The organism is Mucisphaera sp. (genome assembly GCF_965279675.1).
GTDB lineage: Bacteria > Planctomycetota > Phycisphaerae > Phycisphaerales > Phycisphaeraceae > Mucisphaera.
Genome location: NZ_CBDIIJ010000002.1, coordinates 2,572,665 through 2,594,753 on the forward strand (window position 1 = coordinate 2,572,665; position 22,089 = coordinate 2,594,753).

Sequence of the window (22,089 nt, forward strand, 5' to 3'; positions counted from 1 at the left end):
GAGGTTTCGTGTTTGGCGCGGGGGTGTTCGCGATCAAACCAGCTGCCTTCTTGTTTTGGGCGGTCGCTCGAGCCTTTGGTGGGCGAGCGAGGGCCCGACGATGTTCGTTCCGTGGCTCAGAAGTTGGTGGCACGTCCACCAATGGCCTCGGGGATGATGCGTTCGACTTCGGAGCGGAGGTAGTTGATGACGTCGCGGTCGGCGTCGAAACTCCTGGCTCTTCGAGCGATGCGTTCGCACTGGGTTATGGACATGGATCGTATCAGCTTCTTGACGCTTGGGATGGCTGGGGGTGTGACTGACATCGAACGCAGGCCCATACCCAGCAGCAGGGGGGTGAATTCGGGCTCTCCGGCCATTTCTCCGCAGAGGCTGATGCCTATTTTGGCCCTTCTGGCGACCCGGATGACGTCCCGGACGAGGGCGATGACGGCGGGATGGCCTGCGGAGTAGAGGCTGGCGATCCTCTCATTACTTCGGTCGACGGCGACGGTGTACTGGATGAGGTCGTTGGTGCCGACCGAGAAGAAGTCGGTTTCCCGGGCGAAGCTGGTGGCCTGGATGGCGGCGGAGGGCACCTCGATCATCATGCCGACTGGGATGTTCTCGTCGAAGGGGATGTTCTGTTCGTCGAGGTCTTCCTGGACGTCCGAGAAGATCATTTTGGCCTGGCGGAGTTCCATGATGTTGCTGATGAGCGGGAACATGATTCTCACGGGGCCTTCGGCGCTGGCGCGGAGGATGGCTCGGAGCTGGGTGCGGAAGAGGGGTAGGTTCTGGAGGCAGAGGCGGATGGATCGACAGCCGAGGAAGGGGTTTCGCTCGGAGCTTTCGATCGCTCCGAGGCTGGGGGCGATTTTGTCGGCGCCGAGGTCGAGGGTCCGGATGGTGAGTGGGCGTCCGTCTAGGGCGCGGATGGCTTCGGTGTAGCGTTCGACCTGTTCGTCTTCGGTGGGGGGGATAGGCGAGGCGAGGAAGAGGAACTCGGTACGGTAGAGGCCGACGCCTGTGGCACCGGCGTTGAGGGCGTCGGCGATTTCGGTGGGGAACTCGATGTTGGCGAGCAGTTCGATGTCGACGCCGTCGGTGGTGCGTGCTGGTTCGGACTGTAGTTCGGCGAGTTTAGAGGCGTAGGCTGCGTACTGGCGTGCGGTCTGCTGGTAGGTGAGGACGGATTCGGCGTCGGGGTTGACGATAACGCGGCCACGGTTGCCGTCGATGATGACGGCGTCGCCGGTGGTGACGGAGCGTGTCATGTCGCCGAGGCCGACGACGGCGGGGATGCCGAGTGCGTGGGCGAGGATGGCGGTGTGGCTGGTCTGGCCGCCGGCATCGGTGGCGATAGCCATGATCTTGGAGCGGTCGAGGGTGGCGGTCTGGCTGGGGGTGAGGTCGTGCGCGATGACGACGACGGGTTCGGTGAGGTTTCTGAGCTTGTCGCGGTCTTCGGGCCGGAGTTCGTCGAGGACACGTCTTTCGAGGTCGGAGATGTCGGAGACGCGGTCGCGGAAGTGCTTGTTTTCCTGTTCGAGGAAGACGTCTTCGAGTCTGCGGAGTACGGTTGATACAGCGTATTCGGCGGTGACGCGGTCGGCACGGATGAGGGTGCGGACTTGTTCGAGGAGCTTGTCGTCGCTGAGCATCCCGATGTGAAAGGCGAAGATGCGTGCGAGCTCGGCACCGAGGGTTTGCTCGGTGTGTTTTTGGAGTTCGCTCAGTTTCTGGATGGAGCGGCTGACGGCGCGGTCCAGCTGGCTGAGTTCTGCGGAGACCCTGGATGAGGGGATCACGCGGCGTGGCACAGGCTGGTCCTCAGCGTCGAGGACCAGGACCTTGTGCAGTGCGACGCCGGGTGAAACCGGGATGCCCTGTTTGATCAGCATGCCCGAGTGCTCCTCAGGCTCGTTGGCTTAGCGGAGGGCCCGAGCGAGCTTGTTGGCGAGGTCGGTTTTTTCCCAGGTGAAGGTATCGTACTTCTTCCCGTTGACGGTGACGGAGCCGGGCTTGCGGCCGAAGTGGCCGTGCGCGGCGGTGACGCCGAAGATGGGGTTGCGGAGCTTGAGGTGCTGGAGGATGCCGCGAGGCGTGAGGGGGAAGATGTCGGTGACGGCCTTGGCGAGGTCGTGTTCATCGACCTTGGCGGTGCCGAAGCAGTCGATGTTGACGGAGGTGGGCTGGGCGACGCCGATGGCGTAGGAGAGCTGGACTTCGCACTGGTCAGCGAGCCCGGCGGCGACGACGTTCTTGGCGACGTAGCGGGCCATGTAGGCGGCTGAGCGGTCGACCTTTGAGGGGTCTTTGCCGGAGAAGGCTCCGCCGCCGTGGCGGCCGCGGCCGCCGTAGGTGTCGACGATGATTTTGCGACCGGTGAGGCCGACGTCGCCGTGGGGGCCGCCGACCTCGAACTGGCCGGTGGGGTTGACGTGGATCTTGACCTTGGAGGCGTCGTAGAGACGCTTGGGCATGATCGGGTTGATGATGTGCTTGATGACCTGTTGCTTGAGCTGGGCCTGCTTCTTAGCGCCGTTCCAGTCGGCGGTGTGCTGGGTCGAGAGGACGACGGTGTCGATGCGTGCGGGCTTGCCCTTGTCGTTGTACTCGACGGTTACCTGGCTCTTGGCGTCGGGGCGGAGTCCTTTGATCTTGTTGCTGCGGCGGATCTTGGCGTGCTGCTCGACGAGTCGGTGGGAGAGGTCGATGGGCAGGGGCATGAGGCTGGGGGTTTCGCGGCAGGCGAAGCCGAACATGAGTCCCTGGTCGCCGGCTCCGGGTTCTTTCTTAGAGACGCCTCGGCTGATGTCGGCGGACTGTCCGTGGAAGGTGCGGACGACACCACAGCCTTCGGCATCGAAGCGCATGCCGATGTCGCCGGCGTAGCCGATATCGGCGAGGGTTTTGCGGGCGACGTCTTCGACGTCGTTCAGGGCGGCGACGGCCTTGGGTGTGTGGACGGTGATTTCGCCGCCGATGACGACGAGGCCGGTGGTGCACATGGTTTCGCAGGCGACGCGGGCTTGGGGGTCGAATCCGATGAGGAGGTCGAGGACGGCGTCGGAGATCTGGTCGGAGACCTTGTCGGGGTGTCCCATGGAGACGGATTCGCTGGTGAACATGTGGTGGCCGCGCTTGGGCATGATCTCTTGGTGTCCTTCCTGGGGACTAGGGGGAAATTGGATTAGCCCGGTTTTTTAGCGGTTTTAGGGCGTTTCGGCAACCGGCGGGAGGACCGATAACTGGTGGGCGTTCGATTCGGTGCGATCGCTACAGACGTCATGAACCGATAGAGCGATGGAATGGGATTGTTTTGACCCTGCTTGTTTCAGGAGCAACCTTGTGAGCACACCGCAGCTTTCCGTCGAAACGAACTATCTGGATGTGAACACGGCCCGGGGGCTGCAGGCTGAGCTTTCACAGGCGGTGGAACGGGCCCATCAGGAGCGGCTGCGTCTGTTGCGGCTGATCCGCGAGTTTGAGGCTCGGCTGTCTGAGGTGGGGACGCCTATTCCTGCGGCGAAGGTTCAGAAGCTGGCGGATCGGATTGCTGCCCTGGACAAGGTGGTGGGGCGACGGTTATCGGAGCTTGATGGCCAGCACGCGGTGACGGATCAGCGTCGGCGTGAGATGGAGCAGCTGATTGATGCGGCGGGTGAGGCCAGAGAGGGGCTCGCGGCGGCGGATCGTCAGCATCGGGAGCTTGAGACCCGGGTGGCCGGGCTTGCGGTCGAGCTTGAGCGGAAGCTGGCTGAGGGGACTCACAAGCTGAGTGCTCAGGCCGAGGACCTGGCGCGGCCGTTCCGGGAGTCGTTGGCGGCTGAGCAGGAGCAGGCTCGGCAGCGGATGAAGCTGGATATCGAGGAAGAGAGTCGTCCTCTGGCTGAGCGGGTGAGTCAGTTGATGTCGCACACGGAGCGCAAGCTCGATGAGCAGGCGGCTGATTTTGCGTCGCGGTTGGATCATCTGGCAGAGGCTCGTATAGAGCGTCAGCGGGCCTCGCTTGAGGAGCAGTTCCAGGCGTTGTCGCAGGGGCTAGAGGATCGGTTTGCTCGGGCGGCGGGTAAGGTGCGGGAGCAGGCGGAGGCGGTTCTTGAGCAGAGCAAGGATCGGCTGGACGGGGATCTGAGCCGGTTTACGCATGACGTACAGCAGCGTGGTGCGGAGTTGCTGGAGATGTCACAGCAGAAGCTGACAGCGGGCGTGGATTCGATGGTTGAGCAGCTGGGTGAGAAGATCCGGCGTCAGGTGGAACGTGTGGCCCGGGAGGCGGAATCGAGTGCGGACGGCCTGATCCATCAGGCTCAGCAGCAGGCGGAGACGCGGCTGCGGGGTGTGGAGCAGGCGATCGAGCAGCGGAGTTCCCAGATCATGCAGCAGATTGATCAGCTGCATAAGTCGCTGAACACGCGGCTGGATGATGCTCGCTCTGAGCATGAGGGTCGTGCGGATGCGATGGCTGAGCAGTCGCTCAGCAATCTGCGGCGGCGGCTGGCTGAAGCATCGGCGAAGGCTCGTGAAGAGGCGAATGACGCTGTGGTTGAACTCAACAGCGAGATGACGTGTCGGACGGACGAGATGCTGGCGGGTTACCGTAACCAGGCGAACGAGTCGCTGGCGAGCATCCGGGCGAAGGCGGATGAGGCGGTTGAGCCGTTGACCAAGCATTGCGCGGAGCGTGTGAAGGAGATGCGTTCTCAGATCGTGTCGATCTTCGAGGGCGAGCAGTCTTCGCTTCAGTCGCGGATCGGTGAGCTGCGTGAGTCCTCTCATGCGATGATCTCGCTGGTTGAGAGTCAGTTGCGGCGTCGGGTGGAGTCGGTGCGGCCGACGATCGCCGACGAGTTGGCTCAGGCTCAGGTGGCGATTGAGACGCGGATTGGTCAGGCAGAGCAGCAGGCGGATGCGATCATTGAAGCGGGCGAGCGTCGGATCAGTGAGCGGTTGAGTTCGCTTCGTCCGCAGCTGTTGAAGCTGACGCAGCAGGCGGATCAGTCGGTGCGTGAGGCGCTGGCGAAGGTTCGTCAGGCGGCGGATCGGGCGGCGTGGCCGGAGGGTGCCGGGGGTGAATCCTCGAAGCCGGTGGTGCCTGCGGAGAAGGTTCAGGGTGCGTTGCCGGCAATGGCTCAGAAGGTTGGCAAGGGCGTGGGGCAGGCGCAGCAGTCGGAAGCGGCCTGACCGGTGCCTACTTCGGATTAATGGAACACCCCGTGGACGATGCGTCCTCGGGGTGTTTTTCTTTGCGGGGGTGTTGATCGACTTGAGGGGGTTATGCTGAGGCGTTAGACTTGATCGTAAGTCTTTTTTGTCTTTTGTTATTTCGCCTTAGGCCAGACTGGAGTTAGCCATGAACGCTGCTGCTGGGACCCGGATTGAGAAGGATTCGATGGGGGAGATGCCTGTGCCTGCTGATGCGCTGTATGGGGCATCGACGGCGCGTGCGGTGGACAATTTTCCGGTGGCGAACCGGCCGTTGTCGGGAGCGGTGCTGCATGCCTTCGGGCATCTGAAGGCAGCCTGTGCGGAGGCGAATCGTGAACTGGGCAAGCTGGATGGGAAGCTGGCGGATGCGATCATCGCGGCGGCGGATGAGGTGGCCGAGGGCAAGTGGGATGCGCATTTCCCGGTGGACATCTACCAGACGGGGTCTGGGACCAGCACGAACATGAACGCGAACGAGGTGATCGCGACGCTTGCCAACGAGAAGCTGGGGCTTGGTCGTCATGTGAAGGCGGAAGGTGGGGTGCACCCGAACGACCATGTGAACATGGGGCAGTCGAGCAATGACACGTTTCCGACGGCGATGCACATCGCGGCGGCGTTGTCGATTCAGGGGAATCTGCTGCCGAAACTGAAGAAGCTCAAGGGTGGTCTGGATGCGAAGGCGACGCAGTGGGATCGGATCATCAAGACGGGGCGAACGCACCTGATGGATGCGACGCCTATTCGTGTGGGACAGGTGTTCGGTGGGTATGCGGCGCAGATCGGCTGGTCGATCGATCGGGCTGAGTGGGCACTTAAGGAGGTACTGGCGAACATGCCGATCGGCGGGACGGCGGTGGGTACCGGGATCAACACGGACGCGGCGTTTGCGGAGAAGGTTTGTGTGTCGTTGTCGCGGCGGGCGGGCGTGACGTTTACCGAGGCGGAGAATCACCCGGAGGCGCAGGCGGCGAAGGATTCTTTTGTGTCGGCGCATGGTCATCTCAAGACGGTGGCAACGTCGATGACGAAGATCGCGAATGACATTCGGCATTTGGGCAGTGGCCCGCGTTGTGGGATCGGTGAGCTGGTGCTGCCTGCGATTCAGCCTGGGTCGTCGATCATGCCGGGCAAGGTGAATCCGGTGATCTGTGAGTCGATGATTCAGGTGGCGTGCCGTGTGATTGGCAATGATGCCGTGGTAACGACCTCCGGGCTGGGCGGGATCGGGTCGGTGTTCGAGCTGAACGTGGCGATGCCCGTGATGATCGAGGCGTTCCTGGAATCGGTGGAGTTGCTTGGGAATGTGAGTGAGGTCTTCCACGACAAGCTGCTGGTGGATCTGGAAGTGGACGAGCAGCGGTGCACGGAACTGCTGGAGCAGAGTCTGATGACGATTACGGCTTTGGCGCCTGAGGTTGGGTACGACCGTTGTGCTGCCCTGGCGAAGCAGGCTCACAATGAAAATAAGACGATCAAGGAGCTTGTGGGCGAGTTGGAGCTGATGCCGGCTGAGCGTCTGGCCGAGTTAATGGACTACGACAAGATGACGCGGCCGGATTGAGGTTGCGTCGTCGGACTAATGGTCTGCGGTTGGCTTCTGTTGCCAGGCGAAGCGGTGCTTGAGTTTGAGGAATGGTGTTTCGTAGAAGCGGTAGCTGATTTCGGCCATTATCAGGGTGATGACCAGGCCGAGGAGGAATAGTGAGCCAGACCACTGGAGAATGCTGACTCGGTCGATGGTTTCGCGAGCGATGTGAAGTGCGAACATATGGAAGAGGTACATGCCGTAGCTGATGGCACCGATTCTGGCGATGGGGCCCAAGCCCAGTGGCCTTGCCAAGAGGTGCTTTTCATGCACGACGAGCGATCCAAGCCAGATGGTCATCAACAGCTGAATGATGAGTCTTGGCGTGCCTGAGATATCGGGGGGAGCGAAGTGGATGGCGGTGATCAGTAAAGCTCCCCATAAGAGGCCAGCGAGCTTGTGGCTGGTCAGGTGATAGATGCAGGCAAATGATCGCCCGTGGTGTAGCAGGTGAGCGAGAAGGACACCTAACAGTATGGGTGTGAAGGTGGCATCGAGTATGTGAAGGTCGGGTTCGGAGCCGACTGTTGATCGCCAGAGATTGTCTGTCAGGCCGTAGTTGATAGCTTGGTTGACGGCAAGAAAGGCTGCGAGAAGCGTATAAACAAGCAAGGGGGGCAGGAATTTCTCGGCAAGCGGCCAGAGCAGATAGAACTGCTCTTCAGCAGCAAGTGACCATGTCATACCCATGTTGGGGGTGCCGGTGTGTAGCCAGTTGCTTGTGTAGGTGGCGAAGTAGGGCAGGTCTTGGAAATACTGTTGTGATTCTGCCAGACCGGGCATGAGCAGGTACAAGACTGCCAGTGCTAAAAGCAAGCCATAGTAGATAGGGAAGATGCGCAGCGATCTTCGCATATAAAAGTCGCGAAGGGAGATCTGCTTGCGCTGATCCTTCTCCCGGAGTAGGAGGGTGACAATCAGAAATCCCGAGAGGACAAAAAAGAGATCGACTCCGAGGAATCCTCGTGCGAGCAGTGTGGTTGGTTGTGGCCCGCTGTGGTGCCAGATAACGGCGACAATAGCCAGGCATCTGACGCCATCCAAGCTGCCGAAGTGCTTCCGGTCGAGATACTCTTTGTGTTTATTGCTTAGCGCAGTATTCACTTATCGGTGCTTGTTACGTTTGGTTTGCGGCTATTACTTATTGATGTGTTGTAGCATCGGCTATCAGAGAAATGATGCCTTAGATGTTGTTGCGGGTATGAGGTGTTTGCCAGCCCCCAAGCCGATAACGACTTCCGTATCAACCCTTAGCGTGCTGGGCACCCGTGCCATGGCGATGGGGCCGGGTTGGGTGGGGACCATGCAGCCAGAGGTGATGTGGCCGATGGTCTGGTCGTTCTGGAGGACGGGGTCACCTTGTCTGGGGGTGCGGCGGCCTTCGAGGCGGAGGCCGATGATCTGTTCTGCGGGGCCTTCGGCTTGGATCTTTTCGAGGGCGTCCTGGCCGATGAAGCGGGGGATCTGGGGGCCGTCTGGGTCAGGTTCCGAGAGGGTGACGGCGAAGCCGAGGCCGGCGGTGAAGGGGTCGGTCTGGGCGTCGATCTCGTGGCCGTAGAGGGGCATGCCGGCTTCGATGCGGAGGGTGTCTCGGGCGGCGAGGCCGGCGGGTTTGATGTTGAGTCCCCGTTTATCGGCTTCCTTGCGGAGCAGATCAACGGCACGGTTGGCGAGTGAAGCGGGCATGATGACTTCGACGCCGTCTTCGCCGGTGTAGCCGGTGCGTGAGAGGGTGAGTTTGTAGAGCAGCAGATTCTTGACGACGAAGCTGTAGCGTTTGAGTTGGCTGATACCAGTGGATACGGATTCGAGGATCTGGATGGCCTGGGGGCCCTGCAGAGCGACCATGGCGGTTTTCTGTGTATGGTCTTTGACGGTGGCTTTGAAACCGTTGGCTTCGACAGTATCAGCGGTGTGGTCGAGGAAGGCCTGGCGGTTGGAGGCGTTGACGACGAGGAGCCAGTGTTCGGGGTAGCGGTAGATGAGGGCGTCGTCGATGATGCCGCCTTGCTCGTTGCAGATGAGCGTATAGCGGCAGGTGTTCTCCTGCATCGTGGAGATGCGTCTTGTCAGGAGTGTTTCGAGCAGTCGTCGGGCGTCTCTGCCTTTGAACTCGATGCGGCCCATGTGAGAGACGTCGAAGAGGGAGACGGCGGTGCGGGTGTGCTCGTGTTCAGCGAGGGCGGAGCCGTAGCTCAGGGGCATATGCCAGCCGGCGAAATCGACGAGGCGGGCTCCGGTTTCTTCGTGGTAGGCGTGGAAGGGACTGCGAAGGAGGGTGTCTGTGGGCATGGGGGCACGGTAGCGGGTCGAACAGCTTCTTGCTGGCCCTATGGTGATGAGATGGCTACGCGTGGCGTATTGTCGGTGCGTAGTTGGTCGCGGGGCTGGACGCCGAGGTAGGCCAGAGATTCTTCGACGACGGCACGGACGGCAGGTGCGGCGACGGTGCCGCCGTAGTGGCCGATGGAGCGGTCTGGGTCGTGAATGAAGCAGGCGACGACGAGTCGCGGCTGAGCGGTGGGGGCGCCGGCGACGAATGAGGAGACGTAGCGGTCGGTGTGGTAGCCGCCTTCTTCGAGGTTGGGGAGTTCGGCCGTCCCGGTTTTGCCGAAGATGCGGTAGCGCTGTGATTTGGCGTGTCGTCCTGTGCCTTCGGTGACGGCGCGGTCAAGGACGGAGCGGACGTAGAGAGCCATTTCGGGTGTGAGCACGGGCTCGGCTTCGACGGGCCGTCCGTCGAGGACGAATCTGGGGCGGACGAGTTGGCCGTCGTTGGCGAGGGTGGCGAAGGCGCGGATCATCTGGAGGCCGGTGACGCTTAGCTCGTGTCCCATTGGGATAGAAGTTTGGGAGTAGTGATTCCAGCGGCGGAGCGGGTGGACGATGCCGTGGGTTTCGAGCGGGAACCCTGAGCCGGTGGGTTGGCCGAAGCCGAATGAGCGGATGGTCTGGTGGAGTTCGGCGAGGGAAACCCGCTGGGCGACGATGGCCATGCCGATGTTGGAGGAGGTGATGAGGACTTGTTCCCAGGTGATCTCGCCGTGAGGCTTGTCGTCGCGGAGGACGCGGCCTCTGGGGCTGACGTAGACGCCGTCTTCCTCGCAGTCGATGATCTCGTGGGGTGTGGCTGCGTTGGCATCGGTGAGGGCGGCCCAGACGAGGGGTTTGAGGATGGAGCCGGGTTCGAAGACATCGGTGACGACGCGGAGGCGCCGCTGATCCTGGGTGGCTTTGCTGAAGTGGTTGGGATCGAAGAGGGGGGCATGGGCGACGGCGAGGAGGTCGCCTGACCAGGGGTCCATGACGACGAGTTGGCCGGAGGCTGCGTTGAACTGCTCGACGGCGGCGAGGAGGTGTTTCTCGGCGATGGCCTGGATGGTGGCGTCGATGGTGAGGCGGACGTTGTTGCCGTCCTGATGTGGCTGGAAGGCTTGGGGTTCGACCCATAGCTGGCGTCGGCGGGCATCGACGGTGGCGTGGTAGGTGCCTGCGTTGCTGCCGAGCATTTGTTCGAAGAGGCGTTCGATGCCTTCGAGGCCTTCGCCATCGACGCCAACGAAGCCGATGAGCTGACCCGCGAGGTCGCCTAGTGGGTACTCACGTTTGAGGTAGGGATCGAGTGCGAGGCCGTTGAGGTTGAGTTGCTTCGCGGCTTCGACGCGGAAGGGGGGTGGGTCGCGGTCGATGACGATGTAGCGGCTCTCGGGCCGCTGGTCGATCAGGAGGTCGATGGACTCGGGGGTCAGGCCGAGTGCTCGGGCGGCGGTGTGGCTGAAGGTGCTGCGGTCTTGGATGAGGAGTGGGTCGACGAAGATCCGGTAGCCGACGCGGGTGATGGCGAGGGGACGTCCTCTGCGGTCGATGAGCCCGCCTCGGCTGGCATCGAGGGTACGTTCGCGGTGCTGGGTGATGAGGCGATCGATGATGGCGGGATTGGGATCGATGGTGAGCTGGGCGACACGGCCGAGGACCAGCAGCAGGCCTAGGGTGAGGCAGATCATCAGGACGCTGGCGGTGCGGCCGGAGCGCTGGATGGCTTGCTTGTTGTGGTTTTGTGCCGGGTTCGGGGGTGTCATGGCTGAGGCGTTGAAGTGTCGGTGGGGTTGGTGGTGAGGATGATTTCAGCTGCTGGCTCGTTGGTGGCCTGATCGCTTTCGACGACGGGCAGGGTTGGGACCTGGGAGGTGCCGAGCCGGTCCATGAGTTGGAGGGGGTGGGTGTAGCGGCCGATCTCGGCCTGGGTGGCCCAGAGCTGCTTGCGGGTTTCGTCGAGTTGCCGGAAGGCGGTGCCCTGCTGATGGCGGGCGGCCTGTTGGGCGTAGCGTAGGTCGAGGAGTGTCATGGCCATCCAGCCGCCTATGGCGACGGTGGCTGCGGCTTTGAGCATGGCCTGGCGGTGTGGGCGGGAGAGCGCCTGCCAGGCGTCGGCGGCGAGGCGCTGGATCATGCTTAGCGCTCCGGCAGACGGAGTTCCGTACCGACGACCAGGCGGTCGGGGTCTTTGATGCGATCGCGATTAAGCTGGTAGACGTCATTCCAACGGCTGGTGGAGCCGAGGTGGCGGGCGGCGATGCGGCTGAGGCTGTCGCCGGCCGTGACGGTGTGGGTCTTCTCGGCCGTGCTCGGGGTTGTGGTTGAGCGTGTGGATATGGCTTCGCTGGGGAGTTTGAGGGTCATGCCGGCCATCACGCGGTTGGGGCTGGAGAGCTGATCGCGGTTGAGGCTGTAGATTTCTTCCCAGCGGTCGGTTGAACCGAGGTAGCGGTTGGCGATGCGGGCGAGGGAATCGCCTGGCTGTACGGTGACGGTTGCGGCGGAGTCGGTCTGGGGTGGGTTTGTCTGGCTGCTTGTGCTGGTTGGCGGAGCTTCGGCATTGGGGATGGCGAGTCGCGATCCGGGCATGATGCGGCCGTTGCTGCCGACGGTATCGGGGTTGGCGTTGGCGATGTCCCGCCAGCGTGCCTGGCTGCCGTAGTAGCGTTCGGCGATTTCGGAGAGGGTTTCGCCGGCTTGGACGGTGTGGCTTAGCGGGGCGGGCTGGGTTGGGCTGGGTTCGATGCGGAGGATACGCTGCTGTGTGGTCCGTTCGCGTGTTTCTGTGGCTGGCTGGGTTGCTGGATAGGTGCGGGTGACGGGCGTCTGGGGGGGCTCGATGGGATCGCCGTCGATGACGAGTGCTGGGGCGTTGGGTGTGGGAGCGAGGATGTCGGCCTGCTCGGCGCGGACGACTTCTGCTTCGCCCGGCGTGGGGATGGGTCTTTGACGATTCTGGGTGGTTGCGGCGGGTCGGGTCACACGCGGAGATGGGGTGCTAGCGCGTGGCGGTTCGGCGTCGGTTGCGGGCTCGACGAAGCGCAGGAGTGGGGCGTTGTTCTCGGGATCGGGGACCGCGAGCTGGTCGCTGACGATGATCCCGATGACAAGGACCATGCCCAAGCCGATGAGGAGACTGATTTTGGTTTCGCTGGTCATCACCCGTTCGTCCTTGAGGGGTGGCGGAGGGTTTGCTGTCGTTACGTCCGTGTGCTGGCGTCCTGCCAGATGAGGGTTCTGAGCTTAGCGGATCGTGACCGTGGATTGGTCGTGGATTCCGCGATGGATGGTTCGATGGGTTTTCGGCTGGTCAGCGTTGCTCGGGCGTCTCGCGACCAGCGAGCGAAGGTCTGCTTCACGATGCGGTCTTCGAGAGAGTGGAAGCTGATCACGGCGAGTCTTCCTAGCGGAGCGAGTGCCTGGGGTATTTGATCCAGCAGGCTTTCAAGTGCGGGCAATTCCTGATTCACAGCGATACGCAACGCCATGAAGGTTCTTGTGGCCGGATGGGTACGGGTCTTGTGCACGGCATGGCCGTAGGCGACACGGACCAACTCGGCTAATTGACTTGTTAAGACTATCGGTCTCTCTTTGCGGGCTTCGACAATCTTTGCGGCGATGCGTCGGGCGAGGCGGTCTTCGCCGAATCGGTGGATGATGTCGGCGATTTCGGCTTGGGAGGCCTGGTTGATCAGATCGGCGGCGGAGGTGCCGGATGTCGGGTCGAGGCGCATGTCGAGGGGGCCATCGGCGGCGAAGGAGAACCCGCGTTCGGGGGTGTCCATCTGGTTGGAGGCGAAGCCGAGGTCGGCGAGGATGATGTCGGCGGCGGGTAAGTCGTTGCTGCGCATCGCCTGGCGGAGGTGGGCGAAGCTGCCGTGATGGATGAGGATGCGGGATTGCTGTGATTCTGCGAAATTGGCGAGTCGGTTCCTGGCGTATGCGAGGTTTTCGGCATCGCGATCGATGATGAGCAGGGTGCCGTGAGGGCTGATTTGTTTGAAGATGGCTTCGGCGTGTCCGCCTCGGCCGGCGGTGGCGTCGATGGCGGTCTGGCCGGGGGCGGGCTGGAGGTGTTCGAGCGTTTCGCTGAGGAGGACCGGGATGTGGCCGTGCGGGTTCTGGGGCATGGCGGGGCGAAGGTGTCTTTCGTGGAGGGTGTTTGCCCGGTGGGTGTTGAGTTGGCTATGCTGTGCGACTCGGCAGAGGTTACGCTTCTGCGGCAGCCCGTGTGGCGGAATTGGCAGACGCGCCGTCTTCAGGTGGCGGTTCCTTCACCGGAGTACAGGTTCGAATCCTGTCACGGGCATTTGTGTGTGTCGGGCTTAGCCCGGCATCTGATCCAGCATTCGCTGGATGTAGCGGAGGGTGTTGAGTTCCATTCGGATCTGTCTGGAGGGGGCATCGTTCGCAAACTGGTTGGCGAGGGTTTTCAGGTGGTTTTCGCGGGTGGTTTGTGCCCATTCGCGGAGGTCGGCGAGCTCGCTGAGGTTGTTGGCTTCGATGGCGCTATCGAGCCGTTCGCGGATTTCCATGACGTCCATCAGGAAGTCGGGGGGTAGGCTGTCCTGGTTTTGTGGGTCTGACTCGCCACGGAGAGCCAGCAGGGCTTTGGCACGTTTCTCGGGGTCTTTGAGGGTGTCACGGGCGAGGTTGATGGCGGAGGCCTGTTCGGCGGCCTCTGCCTGTTCGATGGGATCGGTGAAGCGGTCGGGGTGGGTTTGAGCGGCGAGGGTGAGGTAGGTGGCTTCGATGGTTGCATGGTCTAGGTCGAAGCTGGGGGGCAGGCCGAGGGTGTGGAAGGGGTTGTCCATGGTGGATGGACTTTAGCAGGCCGTGCTGGCAGCGGTGTCTTGGTGCGCGCAAGGCAACGCGGCCGAGAGATGATCGGCCGCGTCGTCAAGGGAGAGAGATAGCAGGCGGGATGAGCGGGCTCTAGACCATCATCATCACGGCGACGATGGCTAGCAGCGTGCCGAGGACGGCCCAGTAAAGGGGTGGGAAGTAGGTGGGCCGGCTGTGGTCGGCATGTTCTTCGTGTTGGTTCTGAAGGATGGTGGCCAAGGCTGGTCTCCTCAATCCGGTAAGGGTTAATCAGATCATTTAATCCCAATATAGGGTTTACGGATCGATCCTTCAAGTAGGTTGGACGAAAAAAACGGAAAAATTAGCTGGCAGCGTTGGGATGTGCGGGTTCTCTGACCCAGGCGACTCTGGGGAAGGTGGGATTGCCTTCTACCCCGTCCAGCGGTTCGCAGAGCACCCAGTGCTCGGTTTCGACTTCGTGGAGTCTGACGTTGGGCCCGCCATAGCCCTTGGCGGGATCGGGGGTGATCTCGTGGGGGTGGACTTTGTAGCCGGCCGGGAAGTCTTCGGGGATGGTGGCGCCGTCCATGACGGTGTCGAGCCGGCTGGCGTTGGCTCCGAGGACGGGCATGGAGCGGAGGAGCCCGCGGGTGTAGGGGTGAAGCGGGCGGTTGAACAGGGTGTTGACGTTGGCGTATTCGACAACGCGGCCGGCATACATGACGGCGACGACGTCGGCGGATTCGGCGACTACGCCCAGATCATGGGTGATCAGCAGGATGGCCATCTTGTGGTCGTGCTGGAGGCGTTTGAGAAGTTCGAGGATCTGGGCCTGGATGGTGACGTCGAGGGCAGTGGTAGGTTCGTCGGCGAGGAGGAGGCTGGGCTGGCAGGCGAGGGCCATGGCGATCATGACGCGTTGCCGCATCCCGCCTGAGAGTTGGTGGGGGTATTCCTTGAGACGGGCTGCGGGGTCGGCGATGCCGACATCGCGAAGGGCGTTGGCTGCGATGTCGATGGCTTGTTGTTTGGAGACGGACTGGTGGAGGAGGATGGCTTCGATGATTTGGTTGCCAATGGTGTAGACCGGGTTCAGCGAGGTCATGGGTTCCTGGAAGATCATGGCGATCTGATTGCCACGGATGGCGCGCATCTCGCGTTCGGATTTGGCCATGAGGTTTTCGGTGGGTGCGTTTTCGCCATTGGTCCAGCGGATCTCGCCGTTGTCGTAGCTTGCTGGTGGGGTGGGGTGGAGCTGGAGGATGGAGAGGCAGGAGACGGATTTACCGGAGCCGGATTCGCCGACGACAGCGAGGGTCTGTCCGGGGAAGATGGAGAGATTGACGTTGTCGGCGGCCTCGACCCGTCGGCCGCCGGGCGGGCCGGGGAAGCTGACGGAGAGGTTGACGATCTCGACGAGTGGTTTGGTTTCGCTCATGGTTGGGTATCAGGTTAGCGGGTTGTTTTGGGGTCGAGGGCGTCCCGGAGGGCTTCGCCGATGAGGTTGTAGGCGAAGACGGTGAGGAAGATGGCGAGTCCCGGGAAGAGGGCGATCCACCAGAGGAAGGAGCCTGATTGCTGGGCCTGGTTGAGGAGCTGGCCCCAGCTGGGTTCTTCGAGGAGGCCGAGGCCGAGGAAGCTGAGTGTGGCTTCGGCGAGGATGGCGGCGGCGACGCCGAAGCTGGCGGAGACGATGACAGGCGTCAGGCCGTTGGGGAGGATGTGGCGGAAGAGGATGGAGGACAGGGGGAGGCCGGAGGCTCTTGCAGCAAGGACGAAGTCCTGGTTGCGGAGGCGGAGAAACTCGGCGCGGACAAACCTGGCGTAGCTGGTCCATGAGGTGAGCCCGATGATGCCCATGATGAGGTAGATGCGGTGGATCTCGAAGTTGGGGAAGGTGTCGGGGAAGAGGGCAACGCGGTCGCCTGGGAAGAAGGCGGCGAAGATGAGCAGGAGGTATAGCTGCGGGATGAACTCGAAGATTTCGACGAGGCGCATCCCGATGAGGTCGAGGGTCTTGCCGAAGTAGCCCATCGGTGCGCCAATGAGGATGCCGAGGACAGCGGCGATGCTGGTGGCGATGAAGCCGATGGCGACGGCGAGGCGCGAGGCGTGGGTCATGCGTGCGGCGATATCCTGTTCGAGCCGGTCCTGACCGAGCCAATGGTTGTAGTCGCCGCCGGCCCAGAGGGGGGCGTCGATCCGGTTTTCGCCGGGAGGGATCATGCGGTCACGGAGACGATCGTTGGGTGAGTAGGGGATGGGGGTTCGGAGGAGGATCTCGGCGGTGCCTTCGGCCTGGGCGACGCGATAGCGGTCGTAGACGACGGTTTCGGGTGGGCTGAGGGTGACGGAGCCGAGTATCAGAAAGCCGAGGGTGATGAGGAACCAGGCGGTCCATCGGCTTCTGGCTGAGAGGAAGCCGAGGAAGTAGAGGATCACGGCGGCGATGGCGGAAGCCATCAGGGTGAGATCGGTGGTGGTGAGGTGTCGGAGCCAGGGGCTGTCGAGTTGGCCATCGATTCGGACCAGCAGGGGCTGGCTGCTGGCGATGAGAGGGGCGAAGACACCCAGGAAGGCGATGAAGAGGATCCAGGCGATGCCCAGTCGAGCACCTGTGCGCTTCCAGGTGTCGGAGAGCGCCTCGGCGACGAGCCCGCGCGAGGCTGGTTGTTCCTGAACGGGCTCGGCGGGGAGGGCGGTCATTCGAAGGTCACTCTGGGGTCGACGACGGCGTAGAGGAGGTCGGCGATGAGATAGGCGGTGAGAGTGAGGACGCCAGAGATGAGCGTGACGGCCATCACGACTTCCTGGTCTTTGAATTCGATGGATTCGATCATCAGTTTGCCCATGCCGGGGATGCCGAAGATGCGCTCGACAATGATGGAGCCGCCCAAGAGGCCGGGGATGATGAAGGCTGCGACGGTGATGAGTGGCAGGAGGCTGTTGGCGAGGGCGTGGTTCCAGAGGACTTCGTTGTCGGGGAGGCCTTTGGCGCGGGCGGTGCGGATGTAGTCGGATGAGAGGCTTTCGACGACGGCTCCTCGGGAGAGTTTGCTGAGGAAAGCAAGGCTGGCGTAGCTCAGGCAGACGACGGGAAGGACGAGGTGCCAGAGCCAGTCGAGCAGGTAGCCGGGCTCGAAGCCTTCTTCGGCGAAGCGTGGGAAGAAGGGCATGTCTTCGCTGCCGAGGCTGTTGAGTCCGGTGGTGGGGAACCAGGCGAGGTATTCGCGGTTGGCCAGGAAGCCCTGCAGGAGGACGCCGGCCCAGATGACGGGGATGGACCAGAGCGCGAGCATGCCGAGGCCGGAGGCGAGATCGAAGGTTTTGCCGCGGTAGCGGGCCGCGTAGATGCCGGCTGCTAGGGCAAGGAGGTAGGCGCCGGGCAGGGCGAGCAGGTTGAGGGTGATGGTGATGGGCAGTGCTTCGGCGATGAGTTCGCTGACGGGTCGGTTTTTGACGAAGCTCTGACCGAGGTCGGGGACTTTGAAGCCGAAGCCTCTTGGCGTGCCGTCTTCATCGGGGCTAAGGGCGAACCCCCAGCCACCTTCCTGGTACTCCGCGTCCTCCGGTTGCTCGTAGACGCCGATGGGCGAGACGTTGTGCATCCAGCGGCCGAGTTGGATGTACCAGGGTTTGTTGAGGCCGTAGCGTTCTTCGAGGTAGGCGACGCGGGCGGCGGTGTCGCCTGGTGTGAGTTCGCCATCGGCCGAGAGGAGGAGGTCGGCGACGTCGCCTGGTGCGGCTTTCATGATGCCGAAGACGAGGAGCAGGATCCCGAGGAGTGTCGGGATCATCAGGAGAGTTCGGCGGATGAGATAGACGATCATCGGCCGTTCCTAGTTGCTGCGGAGTTGGCTTTCAGCGGGGACGTACCACTCGATGGGGACGGGCATGGTGGAGACGTAGTTGACGCCGAAGACGGGGACTTCCTGGAGGTTGGCGATGCGACCGTCGAGCCAGAGCCGGACCTTGCTGCGGAAGAGGAAGGTGTAGGGCTGGTCTTCGTGGAGGATCCGGTGGGTCTGCTGCCAGATCTTCATGCGTTCGTCGCGGTCGAGTGTGACGTGGGCCTGTTCGATGAGTGCATCGAGTTCGGGGTTGGTGTAGGCGTTGCGGTTGTCGCCGTTGGCGATGTTGCGGGTGTGGAACATCTGCTCGATGTCGCCTTCGAGTCCGCCTGCTCCCCAGCCGAGGGTGATGGCCTCGAAGTCCTTGCTGGTGAGAGTCTGCAGGAGCAGCGCCCATTTCTGTTCGACGAGGATGAGGTTGATCCCTGCGACGGCGAACTGGTCTTTGAAGGCGAGCATGATGCGGCGGTTGAGGTCGCTGCCCGCGGGGGTGACGATCTCGATTTCAAAGGGTTCGCCATTGGGTTCGAGCATGGTGCCGTCTTCGGCCTGAGTAAAGCCGGCTTCTTTTAGCAGGGTGATGGCTCGTTCGGGGTCGTAGGGCCAGGGTTCAATGGTCGGGTCGTCCTGGTCGCCGAGTTCGTGAAAGGGACCATTGGCGACGATGGAGAAGCCGAGGAAGATCTCATCGCAGATGCGTTGGCGATCGAGGAGCATGGTCATGGCCTGGCGGACCCGCTTGTCTGCGAAGACGGTGGGCTCGCCGGCTCGTTGCTGGTTCCATGCGACGTAGCGGTAGCCTGTGCGGATGTGCTCGTAGACCAGGTGCTGCGTCCGGGCCAGAAGCTCTGGTTCCTGGAGCATCGTATTGTGCTGGTCAGCGGTCGGGAGATGGAGATCGATTTCCTGGTTGCGGAAAGCGATGTCGCGGGCGGAGTCGGTTTCGATGATGCGGTAGATGATGCGATCGAAGTTGGCGGGCTCCCCCCAGTAGCGGTTGTTGCGGAGCAGGACGATGTTCTCGCCTGGTGTGTAGGCGGTGGGGTCGGGTCGGCGGTAGGGGCCGGTGCCCATGAGCAGGGCGGGGTCCTGTCGGATTTCCTCGTCGGTGTACTGGCCGAGGAACTGGCTGTTGTGGATGTTGACGGAGAGGGCACGGAGGAGGTTTTCGTAGAAGACGCGCTCGAAGGTCAGGAGAACGGTGTGGTCGTCGATCTTGTGGCAGCCGGTGATCGATCGGTAGTACTCGATCACCCGGCCGTCGACGATGTTCTGGTTGCGGAGCAGGGTGAAGCTATAGACGACATCGTCGGCGGTGAGAGGGTCGCCGTTGGAGAAGGTGACGTTGCGGCGGATGCGGATGGTGGCCGAGAGGCCGTCGGCTGCCATGGTCCATGATTCGGCGAGGAGGGGGACCATTTCCCGGGTGCCGATGTCGTAGACGCCTAGTGGCTCGAGGACCTTGGTGTAGATCACTCGGCTGTAGACGTCGCCGGCGGTGATCTCATTGATGTTGGGGACGGCGGAGGCAAAGGCGTCGACGAGCCAGTCGCCTTGCGTGTAGTCGGGTTGGTCTTTGACTTGGGCGAGACGGCGGAAGGGGTCGCCCGTGGGTGTGCCGATGGGCAGGGTGTCGATGCTAGAGCTGGATCCCGGGGTGACGGTGATGCTGGTGGGGAGGTCGTTGAGTTGGCGGCGGATGGCGGTGAGGTCTTTGGTCTGGTCGGCGATGTTCTGCTGGACCTGGCCGAGTTGATCCCACTGGCGGTCGTTCTGGATCATGCTGATCCACATGGTGACGAGCAGTGCGATGAGGAGGAAGACGACGAGGATGTCTTTGAATTTAAAGCCCTGGTCCATGGATGATCCTGATCGCGGTCTCTTGGTTAGGGGTTAGCGTCGGCGGGTGCTTCGGGGGTCGAAGCGGTCTCGGAGTTCGTCGCCGAGGAAGTTGAGCGACATGAGGGTCAGTCCGAGCAGCAGGCAGGGAAATAGCAGGAGCCACCAGTGGAAGTTGAGTCCTGCGGCGAGGCTGGGGAGTTCCTTGACGCCTGCTGCGGCGAGGTTGCCCCAACTGGGGAGCGGGGCCTGGACGCCGATACCTAGGAAGCTGAGGAAGGATTCCTGGAGGATGGCCTGCGGGACGGCGAGGGTGGCGTAGACGACGATGGGGCCGATGAGGTTGGGCAGCAGGTGGACGACCATGGAGCGGATGGGGCCGAGCCCTAGCGCTCGCGTGGCTTCCATGAAGGGTTGAGATCGGAGGGAGAGGACCTGTCCGCGGATGACGCGGGCCGTGGTAAGCCAGGAGACCCCGCCGATGGCGATCAGGAGTGTGATGATGTCGGCGGTACCGGAGGCGAGGTCGGCCTTCATGAAGAGCAGGGCGATACCTTCGACGACTGGGGATAACGCAATGTCCAAAAGGACAACAAGCAGGATGTAGGGAAGTCCGTAGAGGACGTCGACAATGCGCATCATCAGGGCGTCGACGTTGCCTCCCATGTAGCCGGCGATGCAGCCCCATGTGGTGCCGATGAGGACGGCGATGAAGGCGGCGGAGATGCCGATACCGAGGCTGATGGCCCCGCCGAGGAGGCACCGCCAGAACATGGAACGTCCGAGCAGGTCGGTTCCGAAGGGTTCAGCGAGGCTGGGCTCCTGGAACTGCAGGTTGTCTTCGAGTTGCATCCGCTGGTTGTCGTATTCGGCCATGGCCCAGGGGATGGTGACAAAGCAGGGGACGGCGATGAGTGTCAGGAGAATGGCACCGATGATGCCGGGGGAGACTCTGCCGAGTCTTGGGCGCCTGATAAGCGTTTGTGCCGCGTCCACTTGCGTCATGGGGCGGAGTATACCGGCTCAGGCAGGGTCCAGTGCGTCCCAGGCGGCGGTGTTCTGCGGTGTGAAGGTCGTTCCTGGGAAAGACTGGTCGATGGCGAGGCGAGCTTCGGCGAGGTCTTTGAAGGTGCCGGCGGCGATCATCTGAACGGCGGCATTGCCAAGGGCGGTGGCTTCGGCGGGCCCGGCGACAACGGTGCGTCCGGTGGCGTCGGCGATCATCTGATTGAGGAGGTGATTTCTCGATCCCCCGCCGACGACGATGATGGTGTCGATGTGCCGATCGCTGAGGGCCTCGAGCTGGTTGATGAAGGCGCGGTAGCAGTACGCGAGGCTTTCGAGAATGACCCGTGCAAGGGTGGCGCGGTCTTCGGGGATCGGCTGGCCGGATTCGGCGATGACGTCGCGGATTCTGGTTGGCATCTTGCCGGGCTTGACCAGGCGTGGGTCCTGAGGGTCGAAGGTGGCGGTGAGGGCGGGAGCGGCGGCGGCCTGCGCGGTGAGGTCGGCGTAATCGATAGGTTGGCCGTCTTGTTCCTGCCAGGTCTTTCGGCATTCCTGGAGGAGGTAGAGGCCTGCGATGTTTTTGAGGAAGCGGGTGGTGCCGTCGACGCCGGCTTCGTTGGAGAAGTTGGCGGCCTGGGCGGCTTCGGTGGTGACGGCGTGCTGGAGTTCGACGCCTAGGAGTGACCAAGTGCCGGAGCTGAGGAACGCCCAGTGGTTGCCCTGGCCCGGTGTGCCGGCGACTGCTGAGGCGGTGTCGTGTCCGGCCGAGGCAACGACAGGGACGGCTGGCAGGCCGGTCTGATCCTGGACGGCCTTTGTAATGCTGCTGAGGGTTTTGCCGGGTGCGATGAGGGTTTGCAGGAGGTGAGTGGGCAGTTCGAGTTGCTCGAGGAGGTCGGCATTCCAGCGCATCTCGCCCGGGTAGAGCATCTGGCCGGTGCTGGCGATGGTGTGTTCGGAGGTGGCCTGGCCTGTCAGCCAGAAGGCGAGGAGGTCGGGTATGTGCAGAAGTTTGCGGGCTTTCGTGAGGCGTTCAGGATTCTGTTGGCGTTCGGCTTCCAGCTGAAAGATGGTGTTGAAGGGTAGTGTTTGGATGCCGGTGGCTGTGTAGAGGTCGGCGGCAGGGATTCGCTTGAAGATGGCTTCGGCCATGCCGTCGTTGCGTGCATCCCGGTAGTGGTAAGGGGGGGTGATGAGCTCGTCGTTTTTGTCGAGCAGGCCGTAGTCGACGCCCCAGGTGTCGATGCCGATGCTCTTGATCTGTGAGCCGTATGTTTTGGCAGCGCGTTTGAGTCCGTCGAGGATGTGGCTGTAGAGGCTGTCGATGTCCCAGTGGAGGTGGCCATCGTGTGTGATGGGGCCGTTTGCGAAGCGGTTGACTTCTTCGAGCTTGAGTGTGCTGCCGTCGTAGCTGGCGGCCATGACGCGGCCGCTTTCGGCGCCGAGATCGACGGCCAGGAAGACTTGGTGAGATGCGGGTGCTTTCAT

Annotated in this window: 18 protein-coding genes and 1 tRNA gene; 3 read left to right on the forward strand and 16 right to left on the reverse strand. The window is 62.5% G+C overall.

Translation table 11 applies throughout. The annotated features are described in order from the left end of the window. Window positions 1-116 precede the first annotated feature (116 nt). Both ptsP and metK read right to left on the reverse strand, forming a co-directional pair. On the reverse strand, window positions 117-1,883 hold the full coding sequence (ptsP, locus tag ACQZAB_RS11070) for a phosphoenolpyruvate--protein phosphotransferase (RefSeq protein ID WP_428389578.1): 1,767 nt from the start codon (window positions 1,881-1,883) through the stop codon (window positions 117-119). Between the two features lie 27 nt (window positions 1,884-1,910). Further along, window positions 1,911-3,134, reverse strand: a complete 1,224-nt coding sequence (gene metK, locus ACQZAB_RS11075) for a methionine adenosyltransferase (RefSeq protein WP_428389579.1) — start codon at window positions 3,132-3,134, stop codon at window positions 1,911-1,913. Window positions 3,135-3,333: 199 nt separating this feature from the next. Here metK and ACQZAB_RS11080 point away from each other — a divergent pair, with 199 nt between their 5' ends. After that, window positions 3,334-5,169: a hypothetical protein gene (locus ACQZAB_RS11080; RefSeq protein WP_428389580.1), complete on the forward strand. Its 1,836-nt coding sequence runs from the start codon at window positions 3,334-3,336 to the stop codon at window positions 5,167-5,169. A 169-nt stretch (window positions 5,170-5,338) separates the two neighbouring features. Beyond that, window positions 5,339-6,757 (forward strand): class II fumarate hydratase, encoded by a 1,419-nt coding sequence (locus ACQZAB_RS11085; RefSeq protein WP_428389581.1) that lies wholly within the window; start codon window positions 5,339-5,341, stop codon window positions 6,755-6,757. Window positions 6,758-6,772: 15 nt separating this feature from the next. Here the strand turns inward: ACQZAB_RS11085 and ACQZAB_RS11090 are convergent, their stop codons facing one another. The 6 genes from ACQZAB_RS11090 to rsmH all read right to left on the reverse strand — a co-directional run bounded on the left by ACQZAB_RS11090 (window position 6,773) and on the right by rsmH (window position 13,227). Continuing rightward, the gene (locus ACQZAB_RS11090) at window positions 6,773-7,885 is read right to left on the reverse strand and encodes an acyltransferase family protein (protein ID WP_428389582.1); all 1,113 of its coding nucleotides are present in this window, start codon (window positions 7,883-7,885) and stop codon (window positions 6,773-6,775) included. Between the two features lie 63 nt (window positions 7,886-7,948). Beyond that, on the reverse strand, window positions 7,949-9,073 hold the full coding sequence (gcvT, locus tag ACQZAB_RS11095; protein WP_428389583.1) for a glycine cleavage system aminomethyltransferase GcvT: 1,125 nt from the start codon (window positions 9,071-9,073) through the stop codon (window positions 7,949-7,951). Window positions 9,074-9,111: 38 nt separating this feature from the next. Next, window positions 9,112-10,860 (reverse strand): peptidoglycan D,D-transpeptidase FtsI family protein, encoded by a 1,749-nt coding sequence (locus tag ACQZAB_RS11100; protein WP_428389584.1) that lies wholly within the window; start codon window positions 10,858-10,860, stop codon window positions 9,112-9,114. Further along, window positions 10,857-11,231: a hypothetical protein gene (locus tag ACQZAB_RS11105; protein WP_428389585.1), complete on the reverse strand. Its 375-nt coding sequence runs from the start codon at window positions 11,229-11,231 to the stop codon at window positions 10,857-10,859. Before ACQZAB_RS11105 ends, ACQZAB_RS11100 begins: the two co-directional genes overlap by 4 nt. A 2-nt stretch (window positions 11,232-11,233) precedes the next feature. Further along, a complete protein-coding gene (locus tag ACQZAB_RS11110; protein WP_428389586.1) occupies window positions 11,234-12,256 on the reverse strand; it encodes a LysM peptidoglycan-binding domain-containing protein in 1,023 nt (340 codons plus the stop codon). A 41-nt stretch (window positions 12,257-12,297) separates the two neighbouring features. Then, on the reverse strand, window positions 12,298-13,227 hold the full coding sequence (gene rsmH, locus ACQZAB_RS11115; RefSeq protein WP_428389587.1) for a 16S rRNA (cytosine(1402)-N(4))-methyltransferase RsmH: 930 nt from the start codon (window positions 13,225-13,227) through the stop codon (window positions 12,298-12,300). 95 nt (window positions 13,228-13,322) lie between these two features. On the opposite strand from rsmH, the gene ACQZAB_RS11120 reads away from it, so the two are divergent. After that, window positions 13,323-13,406: transfer RNA gene (locus tag ACQZAB_RS11120), tRNA-Leu, on the forward strand. A 16-nt stretch (window positions 13,407-13,422) separates the two neighbouring features. Here ACQZAB_RS11120 and hscB read toward each other — a convergent pair. The 8 genes from hscB to ACQZAB_RS11160 all read right to left on the reverse strand — a co-directional run bounded on the left by hscB (window position 13,423) and on the right by ACQZAB_RS11160 (window position 22,089). Next, complete coding sequence (gene hscB / locus ACQZAB_RS11125) at window positions 13,423-13,911, reverse strand: Fe-S protein assembly co-chaperone HscB (RefSeq protein ID WP_428389588.1); 489 nt, start codon at window positions 13,909-13,911, stop codon at window positions 13,423-13,425. A gap of 121 nt (window positions 13,912-14,032) precedes the next feature. Further along, window positions 14,033-14,161: a hypothetical protein gene (locus tag ACQZAB_RS11130; RefSeq protein ID WP_428389589.1), complete on the reverse strand. Its 129-nt coding sequence runs from the start codon at window positions 14,159-14,161 to the stop codon at window positions 14,033-14,035. A 103-nt stretch (window positions 14,162-14,264) separates the two neighbouring features. Further along, window positions 14,265-15,341, reverse strand: coding sequence for an ABC transporter ATP-binding protein (locus ACQZAB_RS11135; protein ID WP_428389590.1), 1,077 nt, complete (start codon window positions 15,339-15,341; stop codon window positions 14,265-14,267). 14 nt (window positions 15,342-15,355) lie between these two features. Next, a complete protein-coding gene (locus tag ACQZAB_RS11140; RefSeq protein ID WP_428389591.1) occupies window positions 15,356-16,609 on the reverse strand; it encodes an ABC transporter permease in 1,254 nt (417 codons plus the stop codon). Then, window positions 16,606-17,733 carry an ABC transporter permease gene (locus ACQZAB_RS11145; protein ID WP_428389592.1) on the reverse strand — a complete coding sequence of 376 codons (1,128 nt, stop codon included), beginning with the start codon at window positions 17,731-17,733 and terminating at the stop codon, window positions 16,606-16,608. The genes ACQZAB_RS11140 and ACQZAB_RS11145 overlap by 4 nt, the downstream gene beginning before the upstream one ends. Window positions 17,734-17,742: 9 nt before the next feature. Next, a complete protein-coding gene (locus tag ACQZAB_RS11150) occupies window positions 17,743-19,614 on the reverse strand; it encodes an ABC transporter substrate-binding protein (RefSeq protein ID WP_428389593.1) in 1,872 nt (623 codons plus the stop codon). A 33-nt stretch (window positions 19,615-19,647) separates the two neighbouring features. Continuing rightward, entirely contained in the window at window positions 19,648-20,598 is a 951-nt protein-coding gene (locus tag ACQZAB_RS11155) for an ABC transporter permease (protein ID WP_428389594.1), read from the reverse strand. Between the two features lie 18 nt (window positions 20,599-20,616). Then, window positions 20,617-22,089: a rhamnulokinase gene (locus ACQZAB_RS11160; protein ID WP_428389595.1), complete on the reverse strand. Its 1,473-nt coding sequence runs from the start codon at window positions 22,087-22,089 to the stop codon at window positions 20,617-20,619.